General features: G+C 66.9%; 21 protein-coding genes and 1 rRNA gene. 13 read left to right on the forward strand and 9 right to left on the reverse strand.

The genetic code is table 11. The features are described 5' to 3' along the window. Positions 1-62: ribosomal RNA gene (locus ATB98_RS19320) — 16S ribosomal RNA — on the reverse strand; the annotation flags it as partial. A 650-nt stretch (positions 63-712) separates the two neighbouring features. Between ATB98_RS19320 and lhpI the strand changes: the two genes are divergently transcribed. The 7 genes from lhpI (at position 713) to actR (ending at position 10,179) form a co-directional block, all read left to right on the forward strand. Beyond that, positions 713-1,660 carry a bifunctional Delta(1)-pyrroline-2-carboxylate/Delta(1)-piperideine-2-carboxylate reductase gene (gene lhpI, locus ATB98_RS19325; protein WP_066876406.1) on the forward strand — a complete coding sequence of 316 codons (948 nt, stop codon included), beginning with the start codon at positions 713-715 and terminating at the stop codon, positions 1,658-1,660. A gap of 116 nt (positions 1,661-1,776) precedes the next feature. Beyond that, positions 1,777-3,003, forward strand: a complete 1,227-nt coding sequence (locus ATB98_RS19330) for an ABC transporter substrate-binding protein (RefSeq protein ID WP_066876408.1) — start codon at positions 1,777-1,779, stop codon at positions 3,001-3,003. A 25-nt stretch (positions 3,004-3,028) separates the two neighbouring features. After that, a complete protein-coding gene (locus ATB98_RS19335) occupies positions 3,029-4,708 on the forward strand; it encodes an ABC transporter permease (protein WP_066876645.1) in 1,680 nt (559 codons plus the stop codon). Then, positions 4,709-5,374 carry an ATP-binding cassette domain-containing protein gene (locus ATB98_RS19340; RefSeq protein ID WP_066876410.1) on the forward strand — a complete coding sequence of 222 codons (666 nt, stop codon included), beginning with the start codon at positions 4,709-4,711 and terminating at the stop codon, positions 5,372-5,374. It abuts the gene before it with no gap. Continuing rightward, entirely contained in the window at positions 5,374-7,833 is a 2,460-nt protein-coding gene (hrpB, locus tag ATB98_RS19345) for an ATP-dependent helicase HrpB (protein ID WP_066876412.1), read from the forward strand. Before ATB98_RS19340 ends, hrpB begins: the two co-directional genes overlap by 1 nt. Before the next feature lie 380 nt (positions 7,834-8,213). Continuing rightward, complete coding sequence (locus tag ATB98_RS19350; RefSeq protein WP_066876414.1) at positions 8,214-9,506, forward strand: ActS/PrrB/RegB family redox-sensitive histidine kinase; 1,293 nt, start codon at positions 8,214-8,216, stop codon at positions 9,504-9,506. A gap of 88 nt (positions 9,507-9,594) precedes the next feature. Beyond that, positions 9,595-10,179: a global response regulator transcription factor ActR gene (gene actR, locus ATB98_RS19355; RefSeq protein ID WP_066876416.1), complete on the forward strand. Its 585-nt coding sequence runs from the start codon at positions 9,595-9,597 to the stop codon at positions 10,177-10,179. Between the two features lie 172 nt (positions 10,180-10,351). On the opposite strand, the gene ATB98_RS19360 is transcribed toward actR, so the two are convergent. Beyond that, entirely contained in the window at positions 10,352-10,876 is a 525-nt protein-coding gene (locus tag ATB98_RS19360) for an MmcB family DNA repair protein (protein WP_066876418.1), read from the reverse strand. Positions 10,877-11,154: 278 nt separating this feature from the next. On the opposite strand from ATB98_RS19360, the gene ATB98_RS19365 reads away from it, so the two are divergent. Beyond that, positions 11,155-11,829 (forward strand): L,D-transpeptidase, encoded by a 675-nt coding sequence (locus ATB98_RS19365; protein WP_066876420.1) that lies wholly within the window; start codon positions 11,155-11,157, stop codon positions 11,827-11,829. A 187-nt stretch (positions 11,830-12,016) separates the two neighbouring features. Here the strand turns inward: ATB98_RS19365 and ATB98_RS19370 are convergent, their stop codons facing one another. The 7 genes from ATB98_RS19370 to hslV form a co-directional block, all read right to left on the reverse strand. Further along, complete coding sequence (locus ATB98_RS19370; RefSeq protein WP_066876422.1) at positions 12,017-14,188, reverse strand: malate synthase G; 2,172 nt, start codon at positions 14,186-14,188, stop codon at positions 12,017-12,019. 233 nt (positions 14,189-14,421) lie between these two features. Next, on the reverse strand, positions 14,422-16,419 hold the full coding sequence (locus ATB98_RS19375; RefSeq protein ID WP_066876424.1) for a hydantoinase/oxoprolinase N-terminal domain-containing protein: 1,998 nt from the start codon (positions 16,417-16,419) through the stop codon (positions 14,422-14,424). A gap of 164 nt (positions 16,420-16,583) precedes the next feature. After that, complete coding sequence (locus tag ATB98_RS19380) at positions 16,584-17,978, reverse strand: cytochrome P450 (protein WP_066876426.1); 1,395 nt, start codon at positions 17,976-17,978, stop codon at positions 16,584-16,586. 115 nt (positions 17,979-18,093) lie between these two features. After that, entirely contained in the window at positions 18,094-19,044 is a 951-nt protein-coding gene (locus ATB98_RS19385; protein ID WP_066876428.1) for a DUF1402 family protein, read from the reverse strand. A gap of 185 nt (positions 19,045-19,229) precedes the next feature. Continuing rightward, positions 19,230-20,534, reverse strand: a complete 1,305-nt coding sequence (gene hslU / locus ATB98_RS19390) for an ATP-dependent protease ATPase subunit HslU (RefSeq protein ID WP_066876430.1) — start codon at positions 20,532-20,534, stop codon at positions 19,230-19,232. Next, entirely contained in the window at positions 20,534-21,049 is a 516-nt protein-coding gene (locus ATB98_RS19395; protein WP_066876432.1) for a GNAT family N-acetyltransferase, read from the reverse strand. The genes hslU and ATB98_RS19395 overlap by 1 nt, the downstream gene beginning before the upstream one ends. Continuing rightward, the gene (hslV, locus tag ATB98_RS19400; RefSeq protein WP_066876434.1) at positions 21,039-21,596 is read right to left on the reverse strand and encodes an ATP-dependent protease subunit HslV; all 558 of its coding nucleotides are present in this window, start codon (positions 21,594-21,596) and stop codon (positions 21,039-21,041) included. Before hslV ends, ATB98_RS19395 begins: the two co-directional genes overlap by 11 nt. Before the next feature lie 267 nt (positions 21,597-21,863). Here hslV and hisB point away from each other — a divergent pair, with 267 nt between their 5' ends. Genes hisB through hisF form a run of 5 tightly spaced genes read left to right on the forward strand, consistent with a single transcriptional unit; the run spans position 21,864 to position 25,176 of the window. Beyond that, positions 21,864-22,472, forward strand: coding sequence for an imidazoleglycerol-phosphate dehydratase HisB (hisB, locus tag ATB98_RS19405; RefSeq protein ID WP_066876436.1), 609 nt, complete (start codon positions 21,864-21,866; stop codon positions 22,470-22,472). A gap of 25 nt (positions 22,473-22,497) precedes the next feature. Continuing rightward, positions 22,498-22,974, forward strand: coding sequence for a DUF2628 domain-containing protein (locus tag ATB98_RS19410; RefSeq protein WP_066876438.1), 477 nt, complete (start codon positions 22,498-22,500; stop codon positions 22,972-22,974). Further along, the gene (gene hisH, locus ATB98_RS19415) at positions 22,974-23,624 is read left to right on the forward strand and encodes an imidazole glycerol phosphate synthase subunit HisH (RefSeq protein WP_066876440.1); all 651 of its coding nucleotides are present in this window, start codon (positions 22,974-22,976) and stop codon (positions 23,622-23,624) included. Before ATB98_RS19410 ends, hisH begins: the two co-directional genes overlap by 1 nt. Before the next feature lie 33 nt (positions 23,625-23,657). Continuing rightward, complete coding sequence (gene hisA / locus ATB98_RS19420; protein ID WP_066876443.1) at positions 23,658-24,395, forward strand: 1-(5-phosphoribosyl)-5-[(5-phosphoribosylamino)methylideneamino]imidazole-4-carboxamide isomerase; 738 nt, start codon at positions 23,658-23,660, stop codon at positions 24,393-24,395. Between the two features lie 4 nt (positions 24,396-24,399). Continuing rightward, positions 24,400-25,176, forward strand: coding sequence for an imidazole glycerol phosphate synthase subunit HisF (hisF, locus tag ATB98_RS19425; protein ID WP_066876445.1), 777 nt, complete (start codon positions 24,400-24,402; stop codon positions 25,174-25,176). Positions 25,177-25,348: the final 172 nt, after the last annotated feature.

The following is a 25,348-nucleotide window of genomic DNA, read 5'->3' on the forward strand; positions in this document are numbered from 1 at the left end:
ACTTGCATGTGTTAAGCCTGCCGCCAGCGTTCGTTCTGAGCCAGGATCAAACTCTCAAGTTGAGAATTCAATCATTGGCATTACGTCACGTCTGAATCGACGAGAACTCACACCCTTCTTCAATCGGCACCGACCTAAGTCAGAACCAAGAAAAATGGTGTAGTCTCTTGTCAAAACGTGACCGCCAAAGTCTCTTTCCAAGAGGCCTGAGCCTCTCGCGAGCTCCGCCGCCCACGTTTCTCTTTCTCTATCTTCAATTGTCAAAAAACCAACGGAGAAAAACCCCGTCAACGTTCCCGCGAAAGCCAAAACTCAATCGTTCCAGCCCCGCTCAATCAGCATCCGCCAATCAGGAAACTCAAGAGCGAGAGACATCGTCGCCAGCAGCGCCGCCGCCCTCGTCAGTGATCGGGCTTATAGACCCGCTCCCTTTCCCCAGTCAACATCCATTTTCAAAAAAATCTGAGAAAATCGTAAGTCGCTGAAAATACGAGGGGAATTTCGAGAACGTTGCAGAACGCGGCAGGATTTCCACCGGAACGGGTCCGGTTCGCCTGCTTCCTGCGCTTCCGGGATGCCATCTCATATGGTTAACGACATTCTCCGCTTCAAGACCCCTTCTGGATGCGCTCTTCGGCCTCGAAGGCGCTTCTCCATCGTGGCCAAGGGCTGCTAAGGTCCGGCCGGTCTTTATTCGCGGGAGAACTCGAAAATGCTGGTACTCGATGCAGCCGAGACGCGCTCGGCCCTGCCCTGGGACGGGCTCGTCAAGGCGCTCGGCGACATGTTCGCCAAAGGGTGCGTCATGCCGGTGCGCCATCACCACGAGGTCGAGGTCCCCGGCGAGGCAGACGCGACGCTGCTCCTGATGCCGGCGTGGCAGCCCGGCGCCTATATCGGCGTCAAGATGGTGTCGGTGTTTCCCGGCAACCAGACACGCGGCCTGCCGGCGATCCATGGCAGCTACCTGCTCTCCTCCGGCAAGACCGGCGAACTGCTGGCGATCGTCGATGGCGGCGAGCTCACCGCCCGGCGCACCGCCGCCGCTTCCGCGCTCGCGGCGCGCTATCTCGCGCGGCCGGACGCGCGCTCGATGCTGATGGTCGGGACGGGAAGGCTTTCCGCCAACGTCATCGAGGCGCATGCCTCGGTGCGCCCGATCCGCGAAGTCGCGGTCTGGGGGCGCGATCCCAGGAAGGCGGAAGCGACCGCCAGGGAGCTCGACCTCAAGGGCGTTTCGGTTTCCGTCGCGACCGATCTCGAAACGGCCGCGCGCGAGGCGGACATCATCTCCTGCGCGACGCTTTCTTCCGAGCCGCTGATTTGCGGCGACTGGCTGAAGCCCGGCGCGCATCTCGACCTCATCGGCGCCTTCAAGCCGACCATGCGCGAATCGGACGACCGGGCCGTCGCCCGGGCGAGCCTCTTCGTCGACACGCGCGACGGTGCACTGAAAGAAGGCGGAGACATCGTCCAGCCGCTCCGCGCCGGCGTCATCACCGAGGCGTCGATCCGCGCCGACCTCTTCGAGCTTGCCCGCGGCACCCACCCCGGCCGCACGGCGCCCGACGAGATCACCCTGTTCAAATCGGTGGGGGCCGCGCTCGAAGACCTCGCCGGCGCGGTGCTCGCCTTCGAGGCAAGCGGAGGCAGAAGCTAAGCCGTTTCACCGAAACGTGACGGCGGCACAGGGCAGCCTGCATTGACGCCGCCAGGCCTTGCCTTACCCTTCGGCCACGACTGGACGGCCAGCGATCGGGGGAGTTAGCGGACATCATGATCAGGCAAGCAGCACGATGGATCGCGGCGACCATGCTGGTGCTCGGCCTTGCCGGACGCGCCGCCGCAACCGACGTCAACGACTGGGATTCGGTCGTCGCCGAAGCGAAGGGCCAGACGGTCTATTTCAACGCCTGGGGCGGCTCGGAGAACATCAACGCCTATATCCGCTGGGCCGGCGAAGAGATGAAGGCGCGCTACGGCGTCACCGTCGTCCATGTGAAGCTCGACGACACGGCGAAGGCGATCGCAACCGTGCTTGCCGAAAAATCGGCAGGACAGAACGAGGGCGGCTCGGTCGATCTCGTCTGGATCAACGGCGAGAACTTCGCCGCGATGAAGCGTGAAGGCCTGCTTTACGGGCCCGACTGGGCGACGAAGTTGCCGAACTGGCGCTATGTCGACCGCGAGAACATGCCGACGGTGCTCAAGGATTTCACCATTCCGACCGACGGGCTGGAGAGCCCCTGGGGCGGGGCAAAGCTGGTGTTCTTCTACGATTCGGCGCGCACCGAGGCGAGCGAGCTGCCCCGATCGGCGGCGGATCTCCTGAAATGGGCCGGGGCCCATCCGGGGCGCTTCTCCTATCCGCAGCCGCCCGATTTCACCGGCTCCTCCTTCCTGAAGCAGGTGCTGATCGAGCTCACGGCCGACAAGGCCAGGCTGCAACGGCCGGCCGACGACGCGACCTTCGAAGCCGCCGTCGCGCCGCTCATCGCCTATCTCGACAGGCTGACGCCCTTGCTCTGGCGCAAGGGCAAGGCCTATCCGCAGAACTATCCGGACATGAAGCAGAAGCTCGCCGACGGCGAGCTCGACATAATCTTCGCCTTCAATCCGGCGGAAGCCTCCTCCGCGATCGCCAATGGCGAGCTGCCGGACACGGTGCGCTCCTTCGTCTTTCCGGGCGGCACGCTCGGCAACACGCATTTCGTCGCCATCCCCTACAACGCCCAGGCCAAGGCCGGCGCGCTGCTTCTCGCCGATTTCCTTCTTTCGCCCGAGGCGCAATTGCGCAAACAGGATCCGAAAATCTGGGGCGACCCGACCGTGCTCTCGCTCGCCAAGCTCGCCGCCGCCGATCGCGATGCCTTCGCGCGCCTCGACCTCGGCGTCGCGACGCTTGCGCCCGAGGCGCTCGGGCCCATGCTCGACGAACCGCACCCGGACTGGATGACGCGGATCGAAACCGAATGGATCCGGCGCTATGGGGCTGCAAACTGAGAGCCCGGGCCCGGTGCCGTTCGGCATGCCGTTGCGGCGCCTCCTCAGCGGCAACGCGCTGCTCGTCGTCATTCTCGGGCTGCCGGTCCTTGCCGGCGTCGCCGGCGCCATCCTGCCGGCCTTCGGCTACCTGCCGGCGCTCGGCGGGCGCGACCTGACGCTCGTTCACCTTGTCGAGCTTGCCCGCCAGCCGCACGTTCTTCGCTCCGCGCTCACCGGTCTTGCGGCAGGGCTGATCACCACCTTCGCCGCCCTGGCGATCGTCGGCACTTTCGTCGCGGGCTTTGCCGGCACATGGGCCTTTACCCGGATTCAGCACCTCGTTTCTCCCCTGCTTGCCGTTCCGCATGCGGCGGCGGCCTTCGCCCTTGCCTTCCTCGTCGCCCCGTCGGGCTTTCTCCTGCGGCTCGCCTCGCCCGAACTCACGGGCTTCACGCGCCCGCCCGATTGGCTCGTGCCGAACGACCCCTACGCGCTTTCGATGATTGCCGGGCTCATCAGCAAGGAGGTTCCCTTCCTCTTCCTGGTGGCTCTCGCAGCCCTGCCGCAGCTCGCCGTTGCAAGGGCGGCACGACTGACGGCGGCGCTCGGCTACGGCCGGGTTCTCGGCTTCGGCGTCAGCCTCTGGCCGGCGCTCTACCGGCAGATCCGGCTGCCGGTCTTCGCCGTGCTCGCCTATTCCGTCTCGGTCGTCGACGTCGCCATCATCATCGGGCCGCAACTGCCGCCGACATTGCCGGTGCGCATCGCCCAATGGGCAGCCTATCCCGACCTCGATGCGCGCTTTCTCGCCTCGGCCGGCGCGCTGGTGCAGCTTGCCACCGTCCTCGCCGCAATGGCGATCTGGAACGTGGCCGAACGGTTCGGCAGGATCGCGCTCGCCCGGCTCACCTCTTCGGGGCGGCGCCTCGCCGAGGACGGCGCCCTCCGCGTTGCAGCCGCCCTTTTGATGACGGGCTGCGCCGTCACGATTTTCGCGGGGCTCGGGCTCCTCTCCCTCTGGTCGGCCGCCGGCCTCTGGCCCTTTCCGGACGCGCTGCCGGAAAGCCTGACGACGAGGACGTGGTTGCGAACGTTGCCGCAACTCCGGGTACCGCTCGGCACCACGATTGCCCTCGCGCTCTCTGCGGCATTGCTGGCGCTGCTCGTCGCGATCCTGCTTCTCTACCGCAACGGCGGAAGGAAGAACGGCGCCGGCTACCGGCTGCTCTATCTGCCCCTGCTGGTGCCCGAGATCAGCTTCGTCTTCGGCCTGCAGATCCTGTTGTTCTCGGCCGGGGTCTCGCCGGCCTTCGCGAGCGTGCTGGCGGTGCATTTCCTGTTCGTGCTTCCCTACGTGCTCCTGTCGCTCTCGGCCCCCTGGCGCGAGCTCGACCCGCGCTTCGAAAGGATCGCCGCCGGACTCGGCAAATCGCCGCTCGAAATCCTGTTCAAGGTCCGGTTGCCGCTGCTTTTCCGCGCCTGCCTGACGGCGCTTGCCGTCGGCTTCTCGGTCTCGGTCAGTCTATACCTGCCGACGCTGCTCGTCGGCTCGGGGCGGCTGACGACGATCACCACCGAGGCGGTCGCGCTCGCCTCGGGCGGCGACCGCCGGGTCATCGGCGTCCATGCGCTCGTCCAGTCGCTCCTGCCCTTCCTCGCATTTCTCGTTGCGTCGCTCGGGCCGCAGTTGCTATTCCGCAACCGGCGGGCAATGAGGACGTGAATGCAGGAAATCGCCGAGGCAAAATCCCTGACGCTGGCGGACGTTGCGATCCGGCTCACGGGCCGGACGCTGCTTGCCGTTTCGGCGACCATCCTGCCGGGCGAGGTGCTGACGATCATGGGACCGTCGGGCTCCGGCAAGTCGACGCTGCTCGCCTTTGCCGGCGGCTTTCTCGATCCGGCCTTCGAGGTGAGCGGGCGCATCCTGGTCGGCGCCGAGGACCTGACGCAAGTTCCGGCCAATCGGCGCCATGCCGGCATCCTGTTTCAGGACCCGATGCTCTTTCCCCACCTTTCGGTCGGCGGCAACATCGCCTTCGCCATACCGCCGGCCGTCAAGGGCCACAAGGCGCGCCGGGCGCTGGCCGAGGCAGCGCTCGAGGAGGTCGGCCTCGGCGGCTTCTTCGATCGCGACCCGGAGACGCTTTCAGGCGGCCAGAAGGCGCGTGTGGCGCTGCAGCGGCTGCTCGTATCGGCGCCGCGGTTCCTGCTCCTCGACGAACCCTTCTCGAAGCTCGATGCGGCGCTTCGGCAGCAGACGCGCGAGCTCGTCTTTTCAAAGGCGAAGGCGGCGGGCCTGCCGACCATTCTCGTCACCCACGACAGCGCCGACGCGCAGGCCGCCGGCGGCCGCGTGATCGAGGTCGGGAGCGAGGAGGAGGCCTGATGCGCGCGCTCCCGCCCCTGCCGGTCCGCGAGATCCTGCCCACGCTCGCCGAGGCGCTCGCCGCTTCGCGCTCCGTCGTGTTGTCGGCGCCGCCGGGCGCCGGCAAGACGACGCTCGTGCCGCTGTTCCTGCTCGATCAGCCCTGGCGCGGCGACGGCAAGATCATCCTGCTCGAACCGCGGCGGCTCGCCGCGCGCGCCGCGGCCTGGCGCATGGCCGAGCTGCTCGGCGAGAAGGCCGGCGAGACCGTCGGCTACCGCATGCGGCTCGACAACCGCATCTCGGCGAAGACGCGGATCGAGGTCGTGACCGAGGGCGTCTTTAGCCGGATGATCCTCGACGATCCCGAGCTCTCCGGCGTCTCTGCCGTCCTCTTCGACGAGTTCCACGAGCGCTCGCTCGATGCCGATTTCGGACTGGCGCTGGCGGTCGACGTGCAGTCGGCGCTGCGCGACGACCTGAAGATCATCGTCATGTCGGCGACGCTCGACGTCGAGCGCATCGCCAGGCTCCTCGACGATGCGCCGGTTTTGACGAGCGAGGGCCGCAGCTTCCCGGTCGACATCCGCCATGAGAACAGGAACGCCGGCGAAAGCGTCGAGGACGCCATGGTCCGGACGATCGCGGAGGCGCATCGATCCGAAGCGGGGTCGATCCTCGCCTTCCTGCCCGGCCAGGCCGAGATCGCCCGCACCGCCGAGCGCCTCGCCGGACGCTTGGGCGAGGCGACCGCGATCGTGCCGCTCTACGGCAATCTCGGCCAGAAGGAACAGGACGCGGCGATCCGCCCGGCAGCGAAAGGCACGCGCAAGATCGTGCTTGCGACCTCGATCGCCGAGACTTCGATCACCATCGACGGCGTCCGGATCGTCGTCGACAGCGGACTGCAGCGGCTGCCGGTGTTCGAGGCCTCGACCGGGATCACCCGGCTCGAAACCGTGCGCGTCTCGAGGGCCTCGGCCGACCAGCGCGCCGGCCGCGCCGGGCGAACCGAGCCCGGTATCGCGATCCGGCTCTGGCATGCGGGCCAGACGGCGGCGCTTGCCGCCTTCACGCCGCCGCAGATCCTTGCAAGCGACCTTTCCGGCCTGCTGCTCGACCTCGCCCATTGGGGCGTTTCCGACCCGTCATCGCTGAAGTTCCTCGATCAGCCGCCGGAGGCGACGCTGCGCGAGGCCCGCAACCTGCTCGTCGACCTCGGGGCGCTCGATGCCGTTGGGGCGCTGACCGCGAGAGGCCGCCAGATCCGCGACCTGGCGCTGCCGGTGCGGCTCGCCGCAATGGCGGTTTCGGCTGCCGAAGAGGGGCAGGCGCGGGAGGCCTGCCTCATCGCGGTGCTGCTCACCGAGCAAGGGCTCGGCGGCAACGCTATCGACATCGAGGAACGGCTGCGCCGGTTCCGCAGCGACCGGGGCGACCGGGCGGAAGCGGCACGCGGACTTGCCAGGCGCATGGCCGCAGATCTCGGCGCGCCAAAGACGGATGGCGAGCGCTCGTCGCCCGGACCGCTGCTGATGCACGCCTTTCCGGATCGCATCGCCCTGCAGCGCGGCGGGCGCGGCCGCTTCGTGATGGCGAACGGACGCGGCGCGGAAGTGCCGGAGACCGAGCGGCTGGCCGCGGCCGAGATGCTGGTCATCGCCGACCTGACCGGACGCGCCGGCGCGCAGCGGGTCCTGGCGGCGGCGGAAATCACCAGGGGCGACGTCGAGGCGCATATGCCGGAGGCGATCGTTACCGAGGAGCAGAGCTTCTTCGACCGGGCAAGCCGGCAGGTGCGTGCCCGCCGGGTGACGCGGCTCGGAGCGATCACCTTCGAGGAAAAACCGCTCCCCCGCCCGAGCGGCGAGGCGGCGGCGCGGGCGCTCGCCGATGGCGTTCGCCAGCTCAGCCTCGCCGCCGTGCCCTTTCCGAAGGACGTGGCGCAACTGCGCGACCGCATCGGCTTCCTGCACCGCTCGATCGGCGCGCCCTGGCCCGACATGGCGGATGACGCCTTGCTCTGCCGCCTCGACGAATGGTTCGTTCCTTTCCAGCACGAGGCCGGCGGCCTCGACGGGATAAAGGGGCGCGATCTGGCCGAGGGGCTCCTGTCGCTCGTTCCCTACGGCCTCCAGCGCGATCTCGCCAGGCTGGCGCCAACCCATTTCGAGGCGCCGACGGGCCAGCGCCACCCGATCCACTACGATGGCGACGAGCCGCTCCTGTCGATCCGCGTGCAGGAGCTGTTCGGCCTGAAGGCGCATCCGACCATCGGCGACGGCCGGCTGCCGCTGCTGCTCGAACTGGTCTCGCCCGGCCACCGCCCGATCCAGACCACCCGCGACCTGCCGGGCTTCTGGGCCGGCTCGTGGAAGGATGTGCGGGCCGACATGCGCGGCCGCTATCCGAAGCATCCCTGGCCGGAAGACCCGGCCAATGCCGTGCCGACGACACGGGCGAAACCGCGCGGGAGCTAGACGTTGAGCCGGATTCCGATCCGCAGGCAAGACCCTCCCGAAAGACCCCTCCCCAACCCCTCCCGAAAGAACCCCTCCCCAACCCCTCCCCACAAGGGGGAGGGGCTTTTTGGGGCGCAGCGGCTCCGCCTTGATTTCGGCGTTGAGGCCAGACGCAAGGGCCGAAAATGGCACGGCGATCGCAGCGGGCTCTGAAGCCCCTCCCCCTTGTGGGGAGTGGTCTTTTCCAAGCAGCACAATCGCGCCGGTCGCAGTTGCTGGCCCGCACCAGCGCATCCAAGCTGCATAAACGGTGCTTTGCGGCGGGCACTGGATCGGACTAGACTCCTCTGAATACACCCGCTCTCCCGAAGAGGGCACAGGCGGACACGGAAGGCAACATGGCGGCGGCGGCACTTCACAACGACCTCAACAGCAATCGCAGCCTCAGGCTGCAAACGCTCGTGCGCCTGCGCTGGCTGGCGGTCGGCGGGCAGTCGATCGCCGTCGTCATCACGGCCCTGTGGCTGCAGTTCCCGCTGCCGCTCATCTCCTGTTCGGTGCTGATCGCGAGCCTCGCGCTCCTCAACGTCATCCTCACCGTCCGCTACCCGCCGACGCAGCGGCTGACGCCGCCGGCGGCCTTCGTGCTGCTCGGCCTCGACCTCGCACAGCTGACCGCGCTGCTCTTCATCACCGGCGGGCTTTCCAACCCCTTTGCGCCGCTGCTTTGCGTGCCGGTCATCATCTCGTCGGCGTCGCAGCCGAAGCCGCACAGCATCGTGCTTGCCGGTCTCGCCGTGATCGGCATCACCGCACTCGCCTTCTCGCCCTTTCCGCTGCCCTGGTATCCCGGCACGGTCCTGTTGATTCCACGAGTGCTGACGGTCGGCATATGGTTCGCGATCGTCTCGATGACGGCCTTTGCCGCCTTCTACACCTATCGGGTCTCGCTCGAGGCGAGCGAGCTTTCCGAGGCGCTGACAGCGACGGAACTGGTGCTCCAGCGCGAAAAGCACCTGTCGCAGCTCGACGGCCTCGCCGCCGCCGCGGCCCACGAGCTCGGCACGCCGCTCGCGACGATCAGCGTCGTCGCCAAGGAGATGGAGCGGGAGCTCGGTGACGACCCGCGCTTCGGCGAGGATGTTCACCTCCTGCGCAGCCAGAGCGAGCGCTGCCGCGATATCCTGAAGCGGCTGACGACGCTCTCGTCCGAAAGCGAGGAGCACATGCGGCTGCTGCCGCTCTCGTCGCTGATCGAGGAGGTGATGGCGCCGCATCGCGAATTCGGGATCGAGATCGAGCTCAGGGAGAAAGGCGGCCGCGCCTCCGAGCCCGTCGGCATCCGCAATGCCGGCATCCTCTACGGGCTCGGCAACCTTCTCGAAAACGCTGTCGACTATGCCCGCAGGAAGGTGACGGTCACCACCGAGCACACGGCCGAGCGCGTCCGGGTGACGATCGAGGACGACGGCGACGGATTTGCGCCGGACATCCTCGCGAGAATCGGCGAACCCTACGTCACGCGGCGGCAGAAGGACGACAGCGCCGGCGGGCTCGGCCTCGGCCTCTTCATTGCCAAGACGCTGCTCGAGCGCTCCGGCGCGCGGCTCCGATTCGAAAACGGCAATCCCGGCGCCCGGGTCAGCGTCGAATGGCCGCGCGCGCTGATGGATGCCAAGCTGGCGAAATGACTTTTGGCAGATTATTGAAGACAGGCGTGAGGAAACTCAGATAGTTTTCAGTAGAACCGTCGGGTTTTTGCTGAGGGATTGAAGAAAAATGATCGAAAAATCGACGGCTGCACCAAGCGCCCACTCCGCGGATGCCGACCTGATCGGGCCCGACAAGAGCCTGCTGATCGTCGACGATGACGGGCCGTTCCTGCGCCGCCTGGCGCGGGCCATGGAGGCGCGCGGTTTTGCGGTCGAGATCGCCGAGTCCGTCGCCGAAGGGATCGCCAAGGCGAAGACCCGCCCGCCGAAGCATGCGGTCGTCGATCTCCGGCTCGGCGACGGCAGCGGCCTCGACGTGATCGAGGCGATCCGCGGGCGCCGCGACGACACGCGGATCATCGTGCTGACCGGCTACGGCAACATCGCCACCGCCGTCAACGCGGTGAAGCTCGGCGCGGTCGACTACCTCGCCAAACCCGCCGATGCCGACGACATTCTTGCGGCGCTCATCCAGCGTCCGGGCGAGCGGGTGGAGCCGCCGGAAAATCCGATGTCGGCCGACCGGGTGCGCTGGGAACACATCCAGCGCGTCTATGAGATGTGCGACCGGAACGTTTCCGAAACCGCACGTCGCCTCAACATGCACCGCCGCACGCTGCAGCGCATCCTGGCAAAGCGCGCGCCGAAATAGGCGGCGGGTTACAGACTTCTGCCCGCTGGCTCGCCCCCGGCCTGCCGGCCACCTTCTCCCCGCAGGCGGGGCGAAGGGGACTCGCGGCACTTGCCCAAGTCCCCTCTCGCCGTCAAAACGGGGCTAGGGTGAGGGGCAAGCCCGAGGAGAGGGGCAAACCTCGCCTAGCTCCCTAATCCCGCACGCCGCCCAGGATATCGCGAATCGATTCGCCGAGTTCGCCGTTGCGCTCGGCGGCCCATTCGGCGAGCATCAGGCGCTGTGCCGCGGCGCGGGCGAAGGCCTGTGTCACCGATTTCCGCGTGGCCGGGGGCAGGCGATGCTCGGGGGCTTCGCGCAGCATATGCGCCTCGTAGCCGTCGGAGAGCATGAGGCCGCATTCCTCCGGAAAGATGTCGAGCGGCAGCTCCGCATGGGTCGCGAAGAACAGGCGGTCGCAGTGGAGCCGGTACTCCGGCCATTTGCGGTCGACTCGGAAGTCCTCGATCGAGGTCTTGATCTCCACGATCCAGATCTCGCCCTTGGCCGAAAGCGAGATCAGATCCGCCCGCCTGCCGCTTGCAAGCGTCAGCTCCGGCAGCACGGCGTGGCGCAGCTCGGCGAGCAGCCGCTGCACGCCGCGGCGCACCTTCAGCGCCCGTTCGGACTGACGCCCGTCGACGAGCGGGTTGTCGCCATGGATCGATAGTATCGTCATTCCCGGGCTCCGGCTGGCATCGTTCTCGGTGTCAAAGTCTCGGTCCGCTCCTGTTCCCGAAATCGGCAGCGGCCGCCGCCACGCTCGAGCGCCTGGAAGAGCGCGGCGCTCCCCGCCCCCTTGTTGCAAAAAAGCAATCGTCGCGGAATTTACACTTTTTAGCCACATTGCGGCGGCGCGGTCCCTTGCGCGGCGCAGTGCAATCGAAAATAAGCTTCTGTCGCTGACGGCCGGACACCCTCCCCCGTATCCTCCTGACTTTCTATTACGAGACCCCCATGCGCTTCCGCAACGCTCTCCTTTTGTGCAGCCTGGCGGCCACGATCGCCCTTGCCGGCTGCTCGCAAACCACGACCACGGCCGGCCCCGCTCCCCAAGGCGAAAAAGTCGCGACGAATCAGATCTTCTCCGGCAATTATGGCCCTGTTGAGGACCATGGATATGCGCTGCCGGCCATCCCGATCAACCGCGTCGACCAGCGATTCCATCGCCAGATCGTCGACTATCCGACGAAGGAACGCCCCGGCACCATCGTCGTCAACACGCCGAGCCGCTTCCTCTACTACGTGCTGCCGGGCGGCAAGGCCGTGCGCTACGGCATCGGCGTCGGCAAGCAGGGTTTCGCCTGGGAAGGTGAGGCCTATGTCGCCTGGAAGCAGGAATGGCCGACCTGGCATCCGCCAAAGGAAATGGCCGAGCGCAAGCCGGAAGTCGCCAAATACGTCGAAGAAGGCATGGGCCCGGGCATCAACAATCCGCTCGGCGCGCGCGCCCTCTATCTCTTCAACAAGGAAGGCAAGGACACGCTCTTCCGCCTGCACGGCACGCCGGAATGGTCCTCGATCGGCACCGCCGCCTCGTCCGGCTGCATCCGGCTGATGAACCAGGACATCATCGACCTCTATTCGCGCGTCCGCCCCGGCCGCAACACCCGCGTCGTCGTGCAGCAGTAGTTGTCTGCAGCTTGAAATGCGAAGGGCCGCCGGTCGAATGCCGGCGGCCCTTTCGTTTGCCATCAACAGTGCGCCTTCGGCTGCCCCTTACCCTAGCCCTCTCCCCGCAGGCGGGGAGAGGGGACTTGGGCGGCGGTCGCGGCAGCGGGATGAGGGGCCGATGCCGGCGGCGACCGCCGTCACTTTCTCAAACCACCTGCTTCGCCTTCAACTCCCGCCGGCGGCGGTGCAGCACCGGCTCGGTGTAGCCGTTCGGCTGCTCGCGGCCCTTGAGCACCAGATCGAGGGCCGCCTGGAAGGCAATCGATTCGTCGAAGCGGCCGGCCATGGGCGTGTAGTTCGGATCGCCGGCATTCTGCCGGTCGACGATCGCCGCCATCTTCTTCATCGTCTCGACGATCTGCCGTTCGCTGACGATGCCGTGGTGCAGCCAGTTCGCCATGTGCTGCGAGGAGATGCGCAGCGTCGCGCGGTCCTCCATCAGCCCGACATCGTTGATGTCGGGAACCTTCGAGCAGCCGACGCCGTGATCGACCCAGCGCACGACATAGCCGAGAATCCCCTGCGCATTGTTGTCGAGCTCGCGCTGGATGTCCTCCTCCGTCCAGTTCGGCCGCGGCACGACCGGGACTGACAGGATGTCGGCGAGCCTGGCGCGGCCCCTGCTCTTCAGGCGCGCCTGGACCTCGGCGACATTGACGCGGTGGTAGTGCGTGGCGTGCAGGGTCGCGGCGGTCGGCGAGGGAACCCAGGCGGTGTTGGCGCCCGCCTTCGGATGGGCGATCTTCTGCTCCAGCATCGCCGCCATCAGGTCCGGCATCGCCCACATGCCCTTGCCGATCTGGGCATGGCCGGCAAGCCCGCATTCGAGGCCGATATCGACGTTCCAGGTCTCGTAGGCCGAGATCCAGGCCGCCTGCTTCATGTCGCCCTTGCGGATCATCGGGCCGGCTTCCATCGAGGTGTGGATCTCGTCGCCGGTGCGGTCGAGGAAGCCGGTATTGATGAAGACGACGCGTTCGCGGGCGGCGCGGATGCATTCCTTGAGGTTGACGGTCGTGCGCCGCTCCTCGTCCATGATGCCCATCTTCACGGTGTTCGGCGCCATGCCGAGCGCCGCCTCGACACGGGCGAAGATCTCGCAGGCGAAGGCGACCTCCTCCGGACCATGCATCTTCGGCTTGACGACATACATCGAACCGGCGCGCGAATTCGCCCGGCGTCCGTTCGGGCCGATGTCGTGCAGTGCGATCAGCGCCGTCACCATGGCGTCCATGATGCCTTCCGGAACCTCGTTCCCTTGTCCGTCGAGGATCGCCGGATTGGTCATCAGGTGGCCGACATTGCGCACCAGCATCAGCGACCGGCCGGGAAGCGTCAGCGTGGTGCCGCCCGCGGCCGAATAGACGCGGTCGGTATTGAGCCGGCGCGTGAACGTCCTGCCGCCCTTCGCCACCGTTTCCTCGAGATCGCCCTTCATGAGCCCGAGCCAGTTGCGATAGACGACCACCTTGTCCTCGGCATCGACGGCGGCGACAGAATCCTCGCAATCCATGATCGTCGTGACCGCCGATTCGAGGATGACGTCGGAAATGCCGGCCGCGTCGGCCATGCCGATCGGCGTCGTCGCGTCGCGGACGATGACGATGTGGAGGCCGTTCCGGCGAAGAACGATCTCGGACGGCGCCGTGGCGTCGCCGGCATAGCCGGCGAAATCAGCGGGATTGCCGGGAGCGACCTTCGCGCCGTTTGCGAGCGTGACGGAGAGCGCCGAGCCTTCGACCGCAAAGGATTTTGCGTCGCTCCAGCGGGCGCCCTCGAGCGGCACGGTCGCATCGAGGAAATCGCGCGCCCAGGCGATGACCCGCGCTCCGCGCACCGGGTTGTAGGCCTTGCCGCGCTCGGCGCCGTCGGCCTCGGCAATCGCGTCGGTGCCGTAGAGCGCGTCGTAGAGCGAGCCCCAGCGCGCATTGGCGGCGTTCAAGGCATAGCGTGCGTTCATGACCGGTACGACCAGCTGCGGCCCGGCGATCGTCGCGATCTCCGGATCGACATTCGCGGTCGAGACGGAGAAAGCGGGGCCTTCCGGCAGGAGATAGCCGATCTCCCTCAGGAAGGCTTCGTAGGCCGCGATATCGACCGGTTGCCCGTGCTCGCGATACCAGGCATCGAGCTTCTCCTGGAGCTCGTCGCGCCTGGCGAGAAGGGCCCGGTTCTTCGGTGCGAGATCGTGGACGATCTGCGAGAGGGCGGCAAGGAAGTGCTCGGGATCGACGCCCGTGCCCGGCATCGCCTCTTCGACCAGGAAGCGGTGGAGCCCCGCATCGATCTTCAAATCATATTTCTCAACGCGGTCCATGCGGCAGCTCCTGAAATCTCGGTTTTCGGTATTCCAATAGGTAGGAGCGGGACGCCCGCGGAAAAGCGCTTCGCACTCTTCCGCGGGCGTCCCGCCTCGTGCGGCAGTTTCTCACCAATTCATTGCCTGTCAATTCCGCAAGGATGCGAAGAATTGTTTCCGAAATGGAAAAGATTGCGGCCATATGAGACGTGGGGTGCAGGCGAATACCGCACCCCCTTTCGCTCACCCCTCTATTGGGCGATCCGCGGCCTGCCGCTCGCCGCGGCGATGAAGCGGGCCTCGATCAGCTTGCGGCGGCCTTCCACCTCCGGCGCATCGACTTCCTCCCGCATCGTTGCGGCCGGCTCCTCGGCGCCGTTCGCGCGCGCGGTCTCGAGCGCCATCGTCTCGGCGCGCCGGCGGGCGACCTCGAAGGCTTCGCCCTCATCCAGAAAGCGCTCGCTCACCCCGGCGCCGTTGACGATGAAGATGCCCTCCTCCGGCGTCGTCACGAAGACGGTGACGGACGCCCGCACCTGGCCGACCACGGCGCCGACGGCGTTGGCGACGTCCGCCTCCGCCGGAATGGCCGCCTCGGTGGCGAGCATCGTCGCGATCGCCGGGTAATAGACCGGTGCCGAGGCGCCGAGGCCGACAAGGGGCCGGTCGAGGCCGATCGAAAAGCGGACGATGCCGGGTTCGCGCTTCAGCGCCCGGTCGACGGCGTGCGAGGCGGCGGGATCGATGGCTGCGCCATCCTCGTTGAGGCAGGCCTGCAGGATCACTTCCGAGGACTGTCGCGTCACCCGGTCGACGATCATCTGCGCCAGGGCTTTGGCCGACGGCGCGATCGGCTGGCCGGAACCGTCCCTTGTGCGGGCGGCGATCTCGAGCCCGAGGCGCGCCGCCGCGGCATTCCACTGCGCCTGGCCGCCCAAGACGTGCATCGCGTCGGAAGGGGTGAGGCCGCAGATGTGCACGAGCCCCCTTCCCACGAGCCGGTCGAGCGTCGCGCGCTGCGGCGTGCTGACAAGCAACTCGGCGAGCGCCACGGGCACCATGCCGATGCGGTCGTAAAGCGCCTGCTCCTGCGGCTGGAGGCCGCTTGCGAGATGGTCGGGCAGGCCGGTGCGGACGGCAAAGCGGCCGTCGTGGCGGCCGGCATGGGTCGCGCGCAGCTGCTTCTCGAGCACCGAGAGCACGGCGTCGCCGTGGAGCGCCGCCGCGAGGCTCAGGGGCAGGAAGCGGCGCGGACCGAGGTCGAGCCTGGCCTTGAGGCCGCGGTCATTGATCTTCACCTCCGAATCGCCGCCGAGGCCATAGGTGCGCATGGCGACCGCCTCGACCATGGTGCGGAAGCCGCCGACGACCGCCCCTTCCGCATCGAGCCGCGGGCGCCCCGCTTCGAGCACGGCGACATCCGTGGTCGTGCCGCCGATGTCCGAGACGACGGCGTTTTCGAGGCCCGTCAGATAACGGGCGCCGACGAGGCTCGCCGCCGGGCCGGACAGGATGGTCTCGATCGGCCTCAGCCGCGCCTCGGCCGCCGAGATCAGCGCGCCGTCGCCGCGCACCACCATCATCGGCACGTCGATGCCGCGCGCTTTGAGGAAATCCTCGCAGGAGCCGATCAGCCGGTCGATCATCGACACCAGCCGGGCGTTCAGAAGCGTCGTCAGCGCCCGGCGCGGGCCCCCGAGCCTGGTGGAAAGCTCGTGGCTGCAGGTCACCGGCAGGTGCGAGATCTCGCGGATGCGCTCGCGCACGCGCTTCTCGTGGTCCGCATTGCGCACGGCGAAATAGCCGGCGATGGCGAAGGAGGAGACTTCCTCTGCGAGCCTCGGCAGCGCCTCGTCGAGCGCGCTCATGTCGAGCGGCGTCTCGCCGCCATGGACGTTGTGGCCGCCGGGCAGGAAGAGCACCGGATCGGACCCCAGCGCCTCCTGAAGCCCGTCCCGCTTCAGGTCCTGCGGACCGAAGCCGATCATCACCAGACCGGCGCGGCCGCCCTGCCCTTCGACAAGCGCGTTGGTGGCAAGCGTCGTCGAGAGCGAGACGAGGCTGATCGCCGAGACCGGAATCCCGGCCTTCTCCAGGACGGCTTCGACAGCGCCCGAGATGCCTTCGGCAAGGTCGTGACGGGTGGTCAGCGCCTTGGCCTTGGCAACGACGCCGGTCGCTTCGCTGAAGAGGACGGCATCGGTGTAGGTGCCGCCGGTGTCGATGCCGAGAAGAAGATGCGAGGTCAATTTCTGCTTAGGTCCGTAGTGAGGATCGGGAGAAGGGGATCGTCCCGGTGATAGGGCATATTTTCGGGAAAAACCATCGCGTGGGAGCGACCTTTGCGCGCGCAAATGCAGCGAACCGGCGGGTGCGGCGTAGAGGCCTGCCGCACCCGGAGAGCGCGACAACGCTACCGCAGCGACACCCGCATCGGCAAGCCACCCCGGGGCTGCGTCGTCAGCCTTTGCACCGGCCAGGGATGGGTCTCGTCCGTCAGGTCGAAGCGGTAGCGGTGCATGAGAACGGCGAGGGCGATCACCGCCTCCTGGAGCGCGAAGGTCGCGCCGATGCAGACGCGCGGGCCGGCGCCGAAGGGCAGATACTGGAAGCGGTTGATCTTCTCGCGGTTTTCCGGAAGGAAGCGTTTCGGCATGAATGCCCTGGGCTTCTGCCAGTAGAGGGCGTGGCGGTGCAGCGTCCACGGCATGATCAGCACCGAAATGCCCTTGCGGATCGGCACCCGCTCGCCCTCGGGCGACGTCCATTCGTCCGCCTCGATCGCCGCGCGATTGATCGACGGCGCCGGCGGATAGAGCCGCAGCGCCTCCTCGAAGGCGGCGAGCACGTGCGGCATGCGGCCGAGCCAGTCGACGGGATCGGCGCCGGTCGAGAGAACTTCGTCGATCTCGCGCTCCATGACTTCACGATAGGCGGGCGTATTGGCGACGCAGTAGAGACACCAGGCAAGGGCGCGCGCCGTCGTCTCGTGGCCGGCGCCGATGAAGGTCAGGATATTGTCCTCGATCTCGGAGGTCGAAAGCCCTTCCGGCCCCTCGAGCTGGAGGAGCAGGGTGAGGAAGTCGTTCGGGACTTTGGCGGGCTCTGCCGCCATCCGCCGCCGACGCTCGGCCATCGTTTCGGAGACGACCCCGCGGAAGCGGTCGAGCACCTTGCGGCCGCCGATGCGGGTGAGCCGCGGCACCCAGCGCGGCGCCACGAGCAGGTCCATCGGATCGACGCGGCCCATGCGCTGCAGCAATTCTTCGACATTGGCGGCGAAACCCTGCTTCTCGACGGCGATCTCGCCGGAAAACAGCGTCTCCGCCAGGATTTCGAAGGTGAGCTCCGTCATGTCGACGGCGATATTGGCGACGGAGGGCCCGGAGGCGGCGCGTGCGTAGCGCCCCGCGAACGCCTCGGAGACGCGGAGCATCTGGCCGGCGAAGCCTCTCGAATGGCGGGGCGTGAAGACCGGCGCCATCGCCTTGCGCGATCGCTTCCAGACCTCGCCCTCCGCCGTCAATAGGCCATCCCGAAGAATCGGCCGCAGGATCAGCCGCCGCACGTTCAACATCTCGTAGTTGGCGGCGTTCTCGACGAGAATATGGCGGATCAAGCCCGGATCGTTGACGATGAGCGTGCGCTGGTTGATGAACTTCGTCTCGATCCAGGGGAGCGTATAGGAGGGCTCGCCCCAGAGCTCGAGCGGATTGCGCAGCACGGTGCGAATGATCTCGAGCCGCGTCGGAATGTGGGTGCGCGGGACGGGCGCGGGCGGCTCGAACGGCTCCGGTCGCGTGTCCATGGTGGTGCCTTTCCTGACCCCCTACCGTTTCAGTTTTTCAGGGCGCAATCAAGAAAATGCTTCACAGGAATGACGAGGCAAGGCCGGAACGATGACGGCCTCCCCGTAAGAGCGCTCACAGCAGGGCTTCGAGCTCGGCGAGCTTGTTGTTGACGAGCCAGCCGTAGTAGTTCTCCTCCGGCCAGTGAACCTCGCCGCCCTGGTTCTTCGCCGCGAGGGCGGCGGCGCGCGCCTCCGGATTGCCGACATTGTAGAGGGTCGCGGTCAAGCCCGGATTGTTGGCGATGTCCATGCCGGCAATCGAGCGGTAGGCGTCGATCGAATGGCGGATCGAGGCCGCCATATAGGCGAGCGACACGTCCGGATCCATGATCGCCTCGTAGACGCTCGCGGCATCGTTCGCGTCGAGGCGCGGATACCCGGAGACGCGCGACACCTTGTCCGTCAGCATCAGCGCGGTCAGCGGATTGATCTGGCCGAGCCCGAAGGTCTGGCCGGCAAAGAACGGCTGGAAGAAGACGGCGCTGAAGCGGTTGTTCGGGAAGGTCCTGCCGCCGAGCGTGCGGCCGCGGAACTCGCTGTCCCACACCCGCTCGCGGCAGCTCCAGAGCGCGTAGGAGCCCTTCTTGCCGGCGCAAGCGGCAAATTGCGGCCGCTCGACGAATTCGGCGACGGTCTCCCCGTCATAGCCGAACTGGAAACTGTTGCCGGCATAGGCGGCGGCCTTGACGTAATAGGCCTGGAGCCGGTCATAGGCGTCGACATTATAGGTATGCTCGCCGACGATCGCGCCGATCATGTGGATGGGTGCGATGCCGTAGGCGCTGGCGATCGCCTTGATCTTGCCGACGAGCGCGCGGTCGCTGGCGAGGAGATCGCGCACCTTCTCGTATTTCGCGTCGAACGAGGTCCGGCCCGCCTTGGTGCGGCGGACGGAAGCGCCGGGGATGCCCGGCTGCTCGGCATGGCGGTTGCCCGGCGGGACGACCTGGAGTCCGGTCGCGGCCGAGGGGCCGGCGGAGAGGCAAAGCGTGACGATCACGAGCAGGCAGGCGGTGAGACGCAAGTTCTGTTTTCCTGTGAAATTCTTCGGATCGAATCCGTTCGGGCGCGGCCCCTACGGCAGAATCATGTCGGAATCATGCCTTATTTCTTAACGGCCCGCTCATCGATCTACAAAAAAATGGGGGCGCCTGTCGAGTGACAGGCGCCCCCACGTTTCCGTGATCATCGATCCGCCGAGCGCGGGTGTCACAGGATATAGCGCGACAGGTCGGTATTGGCGGCAAGGTCGCCGACATGCTTGCGGACATAGGCCGCATCGATCGTCACGGCCTGGCCGCCGCTGTCGGGGGCGGTGAAGGAAATTTCGTCGAGGACCCGTTCCATCACCGTCTGCAGCCGGCGTGCGCCGATGTTCTCGACATTGGCGTTGAGCTGGACGGCGACCTCGGCCAGCGCATCGATGGCATCCTCGGTGAAATCGAGCGCCACGCCCTCGGTTTCGAGCAGCGCCCTGTACTGGCGGATGAGGCTCGCCTCCGTCTCTGTCAGGATGCGGCGGAAATCCTCCTTGGTCAGCGCGCGCAGCTCGACCCGGATCGGCAGGCGGCCCTGCAGCTCGGGCAGAAGGTCCGACGGTTTCGACACATGGAACGCGCCCGAGGCGATGAAGAGGATGTGGTCGGTCTTCACCGGCCCGTATTTCGTCGCCACCGTCGTGCCCTCGACGAGCGGCAGGAGGTCGCGCTGGACGCCCTCGCGCGAAACGCCGGCACCGATGCCGCCGTCGCGAGCGGCGATCTTGTCGATCTCGTCGAGGAAGACGATGCCGTCGTTCTCGGCCGCCGCGACCGCCTCGCGCTGGATCTGCTCGTTGTCGAGCAGCTTGTCGGACTCGTCGTTGACCAGGAGCTCATAGGAATCCTTGACGGTCGTCTTGACCTTCCTGGTCCTGCCGCCGAGCGCCTTGCCGAACATTTCGGAGAGGTTCAGCACGCCGATATTGGCGCCCGGCATACCCGGAATCTCGAAGGTGCCCGGCGTGCCGGTTTCGGCGATATCAATCTCGATTTCCTTTTCGTCGAGCTCGTTGGCGCGCAACTTCTTGCGAAAAGAATCGCGCGTCGCCGGCGAAGCGGTCGTGCCGACCAGCGCGTCGAGCACCCGCTCCTCCGCATTCTGATGGGCCTTGGCCTTCACCTCGCTGCGCTTCTTCTCACGCACGAGCGTGATTCCGACCTCGACGAGGTCGCGCACGATCTGCTCGACGTCGCGGCCGACATAGCCGACCTCGGTGAACTTGGTGGCCTCGACCTTGACGAAGGGCGCGCCGGCGAGCTTGGCGAGGCGGCGGGAAATCTCGGTCTTGCCGACACCGGTCGGGCCGATCATCAGGATGTTTTTCGGCATGACCTCGTCGCGCAGCTCGTCATCGAGCTGCTTGCGCCGCCAGCGGTTGCGCAGCGCGATCGCCACGGCACGCTTCGCGTCCTTCTGGCCGATGATGTAACGGTCGAGCTCCGACACGATTTCCCGGGGTGAAAAGTTGGTCATCAAGTCCTCTCAAATTCCGTCCGCGTCAGCTCCATGAGCAGGGTTCGACCGGACTCGTCTATCCATTCGCCGAAGGGCACGAAGCCAGCCTTCGCATAGGCCCTGACCGCCCGGCGGTTGCCCGCGTCGGGGTCGATGACGATGCGGGCGGCGCCGTCGTCAAACAGCCTGCCGGCAAAGGCCCTGAGCGCGAGCGCCGCAACGCCCCTGCCGGTCATTTCGGGCGGGCCGATGAAGATGTCGACGCCCGGTGTGTCGGAGGGCAGGTCCCGGGCCCAGGGCTCGTCGTAGCGCGACGGCGTCCAGGACTGGATGTAGCCGGCCGGCTCGCCCTTCACGTGGAAGACGAAGCCGTCGACCTCGCCATTCGCACAACCGTCGACGATCTCGCCGAGTTCCACGTCCGGATCGCCCCACCATTGCCGGACATGCGGCTCGGAAAGCCAGGCAAGGAGCATCGGCCGGTGGCGCTCGGCCACGCGCTCGAAGCTCACATCCGCCGGCTCAATCCGCATCCAGCGTCTCCATGACGACATTATGGTTGGTGTAGACGCAGATATCCCCGGCGATCTCGAGCGCGCGCCGGGCGATTTCCTCGGCCGACTTGTCGCTGTCCATGAGCGCCCGCGCCGCGGCGAGCGCGTAGTTGCCGCCGGAACCGATGGCGATCGTGCCATGTTCCGGCTCGAGCACGTCGCCATTGCCGGTGATCGCGAGCGTCACCGACCGGTCGGCGACCAGCATCATGGCCTCGAGGTTGCGCAGATATTTATTGGTGCGCCAATCCTTGGCAAGCTCGACGGCCGCGCGCATCAGTTGCTCGGGATATTGCTCCAGCTTCGCCTCGAGCCTTTCGAGCAGGGTGAAGGCGTCGGCGGTCGCGCCGGCGAAGCCGGCGATGACGTCGCCCTTCGACAGGCGCCGGACCTTGCGGGCATTGCTCTTCATCACCGTCTGGCCAAGGCTCACCTGGCCGTCGCCGGCCATCACCACCTTGCCGCCCTTGCGCACCGTGATGATGGTCGTCGCGTGCATCGTTCCGTAGGGATTGTGTTCGCTCATGAAAATACCTGTCGGCCCCGGCAGCGGGACGTTGCGGCTCACGGAGCCTGGTTGCTTGAGGCCTATGTAAGTCTCGGCGGCGCGATTGCAAATATCCGGGGTCGCCCCGGCGCGCCTTTCCGCTTCAACCCGCCGGCGTGACCGAATCTCTTCTGCGGTTCTGGATATTTCACGCCTCCCCTGATATGGAGCGGCTCTGTGGCGAAGTCCGGAAAGGAAAGGCGGCGCGGCGCCCCTTCCGACCGCTTGAATTGGTAGGAGAGCCTGATGGCAGATGTGACGCAGAACCGCACCGGCCAAGTTTCGCGCAAGACGAATGAAACCGCCGTCAGCGTCTCCGTCAATATCGACGGGACCGGCGCGTCGAAGATCTCGACCGGCGTCGGCTTCTTCGACCATATGCTCGACCAGCTCTCCCGCCATTCGCTGATCGACATGGACATCAAGGCGGAGGGCGACCTCCATGTCGACGACCACCACACCGTCGAGGACACCGGCATTGCGATCGGCCAGGCGATCGCCCGGGCGCTCGGCGACCGCCGCGGCATCACCCGCTACGCCTCGATCGATCTCGCCATGGACGAGACGATGACGCGCGCCGCCGTCGATGTCTCGGGCCGGCCCTTCCTCGTCTGGAACGTCGCCTTCACCTCGCCGAAGATCGGCACCTTCGATACCGAGCTCGTGCGCGAATTCTTCCAGGCGCTTGCCCAGCATGCCGGCATCACGCTGCATGTGCAGAATATCTACGGCGCCAACAACCATCATATCGCCGAGACCTGCTTCAAGTCCGTCGCCCGCGTGCTGCGCACCGCAACCGAAATCGACCCGCGCCAGGCTGGACGCGTTCCCTCGACCAAGGGGACGCTCGCCTGAGCCGGCCCATATCTGGCTGAAGACCATGGCCTCCTATCTGATCATGACCCCGCCCGGCGCACCGGCAGACGACGAGAGGGCGCAGTTCATCGCCGACGGCTTTTCCTGGGCCGCGTTCTTCTTCCCCGCGCTCTGGCTCATGGCCAAGCGCGCCTGGCTCCTCGGGCTCCTCATTGCCGTTCTGCAGATTTCGTTGATCCTTCTGTCGACGGTCCCCGGCGGCTTCACAGCCGCACTGGTGATGCAGGTGGCGCTCAGCCTTCTCGTATCGCTCGAAGGGCCGCTTCTCGTCGCCCATCGTCTCTCAGCACGGGACTGGACCCTTCGTTCGATCATTCCGGCGGACGATCTCGAAACGGCCGAGGTGATCTACTTCGCGAACACGAAGACGGCGGCGCATGACGGCAAAGCGGCTCCGTTGGCGTCGATCGAATGGTCGAAGACGAAACGGCCGGGCGGCACGGCCGGACTCGGCTTCTTTGAACCCTATGGAGAGCGCTGATGCGGGTCGCCATCATTGACTACGGATCGGGCAACCTGCGCTCGGCCACCAAGGCCTTCGAGCGGGCGGCGCGCGAGGCGGGCATTGCTGCCGAAATCGAGCTCACGGACGAGCCGGACCGCGTGGCCTCGGCCGACCGGATCGTGCTGCCGGGCGTCGGCGCCTATGCCGATTGCCGGCGGGGCCTCGCCGCCGTCAGCGGCATGGAGGAGGCGCTGGCGGAGGCCGTCGAGACGGCCGGCCGGCCGTTCCTCGGCATCTGCGTCGGCATGCAGCTCATGTCGTCCCGCGGGCTCGAAAAGACCGTGACCAGGGGATTCGGCTGGATTCCGGGCGATGTCGTCGAGATGAAGCCCGGCGACCGGTCGCTCAAGATCCCGCAGATCGGCTGGAACACGCTGCGGCTCAGTCGCCCGCATGCGCTCTTCGAAGGCATTTCGACCGGCGCGAACGGGCTGCACGCCTATTTCGTCCATTCCTACCACCTCGCGGCGGCGAATGCCGGGGACGTGGTCGCCGAGACGGACTACGGCGGACCGGTGACCGCCTTCGTCGCGCGCGACAACAAGGCGGGCGCGCAGTTCCACCCGGAAAAGAGCCAGACGCTCGGCCTCGCTCTCATCTCGAATTTCCTGCGGTGGAAGCCGTGAGGCTTCCCGCACCCTGTTGATCGGACGAACCAGATGATCCTCTTTCCCGCAATCGACCTCAAGGACGGGCAATGCGTGCGCCTGAAGCTCGGCGACATGGAGCAGGCGACCGTCTACAATCCCGATCCGGCCGCCCAGGCCCGGGCCTTCGAGGAACAGGGCTTCGAGTGGCTGCATGTCGTCGACCTCAACGGCGCCTTCGCCGGCGAGACGGTGAACGGTGCGGCGGTCGACGCCATCCTCAAGGCGACGAAGAACCCCGTGCAGCTCGGCGGCGGCATCCGCACGCTCGAGCATATCGAGAACTGGCTTTCGCGCGGGCTCGCGCGCGTCATCCTCGGCACCGTCGCCGTGCGCGATCCGGCGCTGGTGATCGAGGCCTGCCGCAAATTCCCGGGCCGGGTCGCGGTCGGCATCGACGCCAAGGGCGGCAAGGTGGCGGTCGAGGGCTGGGCGGAGGCCTCGGAGCTCGGCGTGATCGAGCTTGCGAAGAAATTCGAGGGTGCCGGCGTCGCGGCGATCATCTATACGGATATCGACCGCGACGGCATCCTGACCGGGATCAACTGGGCCTCGACGCTGGAGCTCGCCGATGCGGTGACGATCCCGGTGATCGCCTCGGGCGGGCTCGCCTCGATCGACGATATCCGGCGGATGACGGAACCGGATGCAGCGAAGCTCGAAGGAGCGATTTCCGGCCGGGCGCTCTATGACGGACGGATCGATCCGAGGCAGGCCCTGGCGCTGCTCAACGCAGCGAGAAAGCGATAGACCGATGACGCTCAAAGCCCGCGTGATCCCCTGCCTCGACGTCAAGGACGGCCGTGTCGTCAAGGGCGTCAATTTCGTCGACCTGATCGATGCCGGCGACCCGGTGGAGGCGGCGCGCGCCTATGACGCCGCCGGCGCCGACGAGCTGTGCTTCCTCGACATCACCGCCTCCTCCGACAACCGCGAGACGATCTTCGACGTCGTCGCCCGCACCGCCGAGCAATGCTTCATGCCGCTCACCGTCGGCGGCGGCGTGCGGCAGGTATCGGACATCCGCAAGCTGCTGCTGGCCGGCGCCGACAAGGTGTCGATCAACACCGCGGCGGTGAAGAACCCGGACTTCGTGGCGGAGGCCGCCGACAAGTTCGGCGACCAGTGCATCGTCGTCGCCATCGACGCCAAGAAGGTCTCGGGCGACGGCGAGGCCGAGCGCTGGGAGATCTTCACCCATGGCGGCCGCCAGCCGACGGGGATCGATGCCGTCGAATTCGCGGGCAAGGTCGTCGATCTCGGCGCCGGCGAGATCCTGCTCACCTCTATGGACCGCGACGGCACGAAGAGCGGCTACGACATCGCGCTGACGCGGGCGATCGCCGATGCGGTGCGCGCGCCGGTCATCGCTTCCGGCGGCGTCGGCACGCTCGACCACCTGGTGGAAGGCGTCCGCGACGGCCATGCCAACGCGGTGCTCGCGGCCTCGATATTCCACTTCGGGACTTACAGCATCGGCGAGGCGAAGCGCTACATGGCCGAGCGCGGCATCCCGATGCGGCTCGACTGAGGCAGAGACAATGCGGGCGCGGTGCTACCCCCTCTGGCCTGTCGGCCATCTCCCCCACAAGGGGGGAGAATATGTGCGGCACGCTCAGCACGTCCGCCTGTGCGCTCCGCTTGCGGCAGCGTATCGTTCGGACGGGGGCAGCCGCTTGTCTTCTCCCCCCTTGTGGGGGAGA

The sequence above is a fragment of the Sinorhizobium saheli genome, assembly GCF_001651875.1.
GTDB classification, from domain to species: domain Bacteria; phylum Pseudomonadota; class Alphaproteobacteria; order Rhizobiales; family Rhizobiaceae; genus Sinorhizobium; species Sinorhizobium saheli.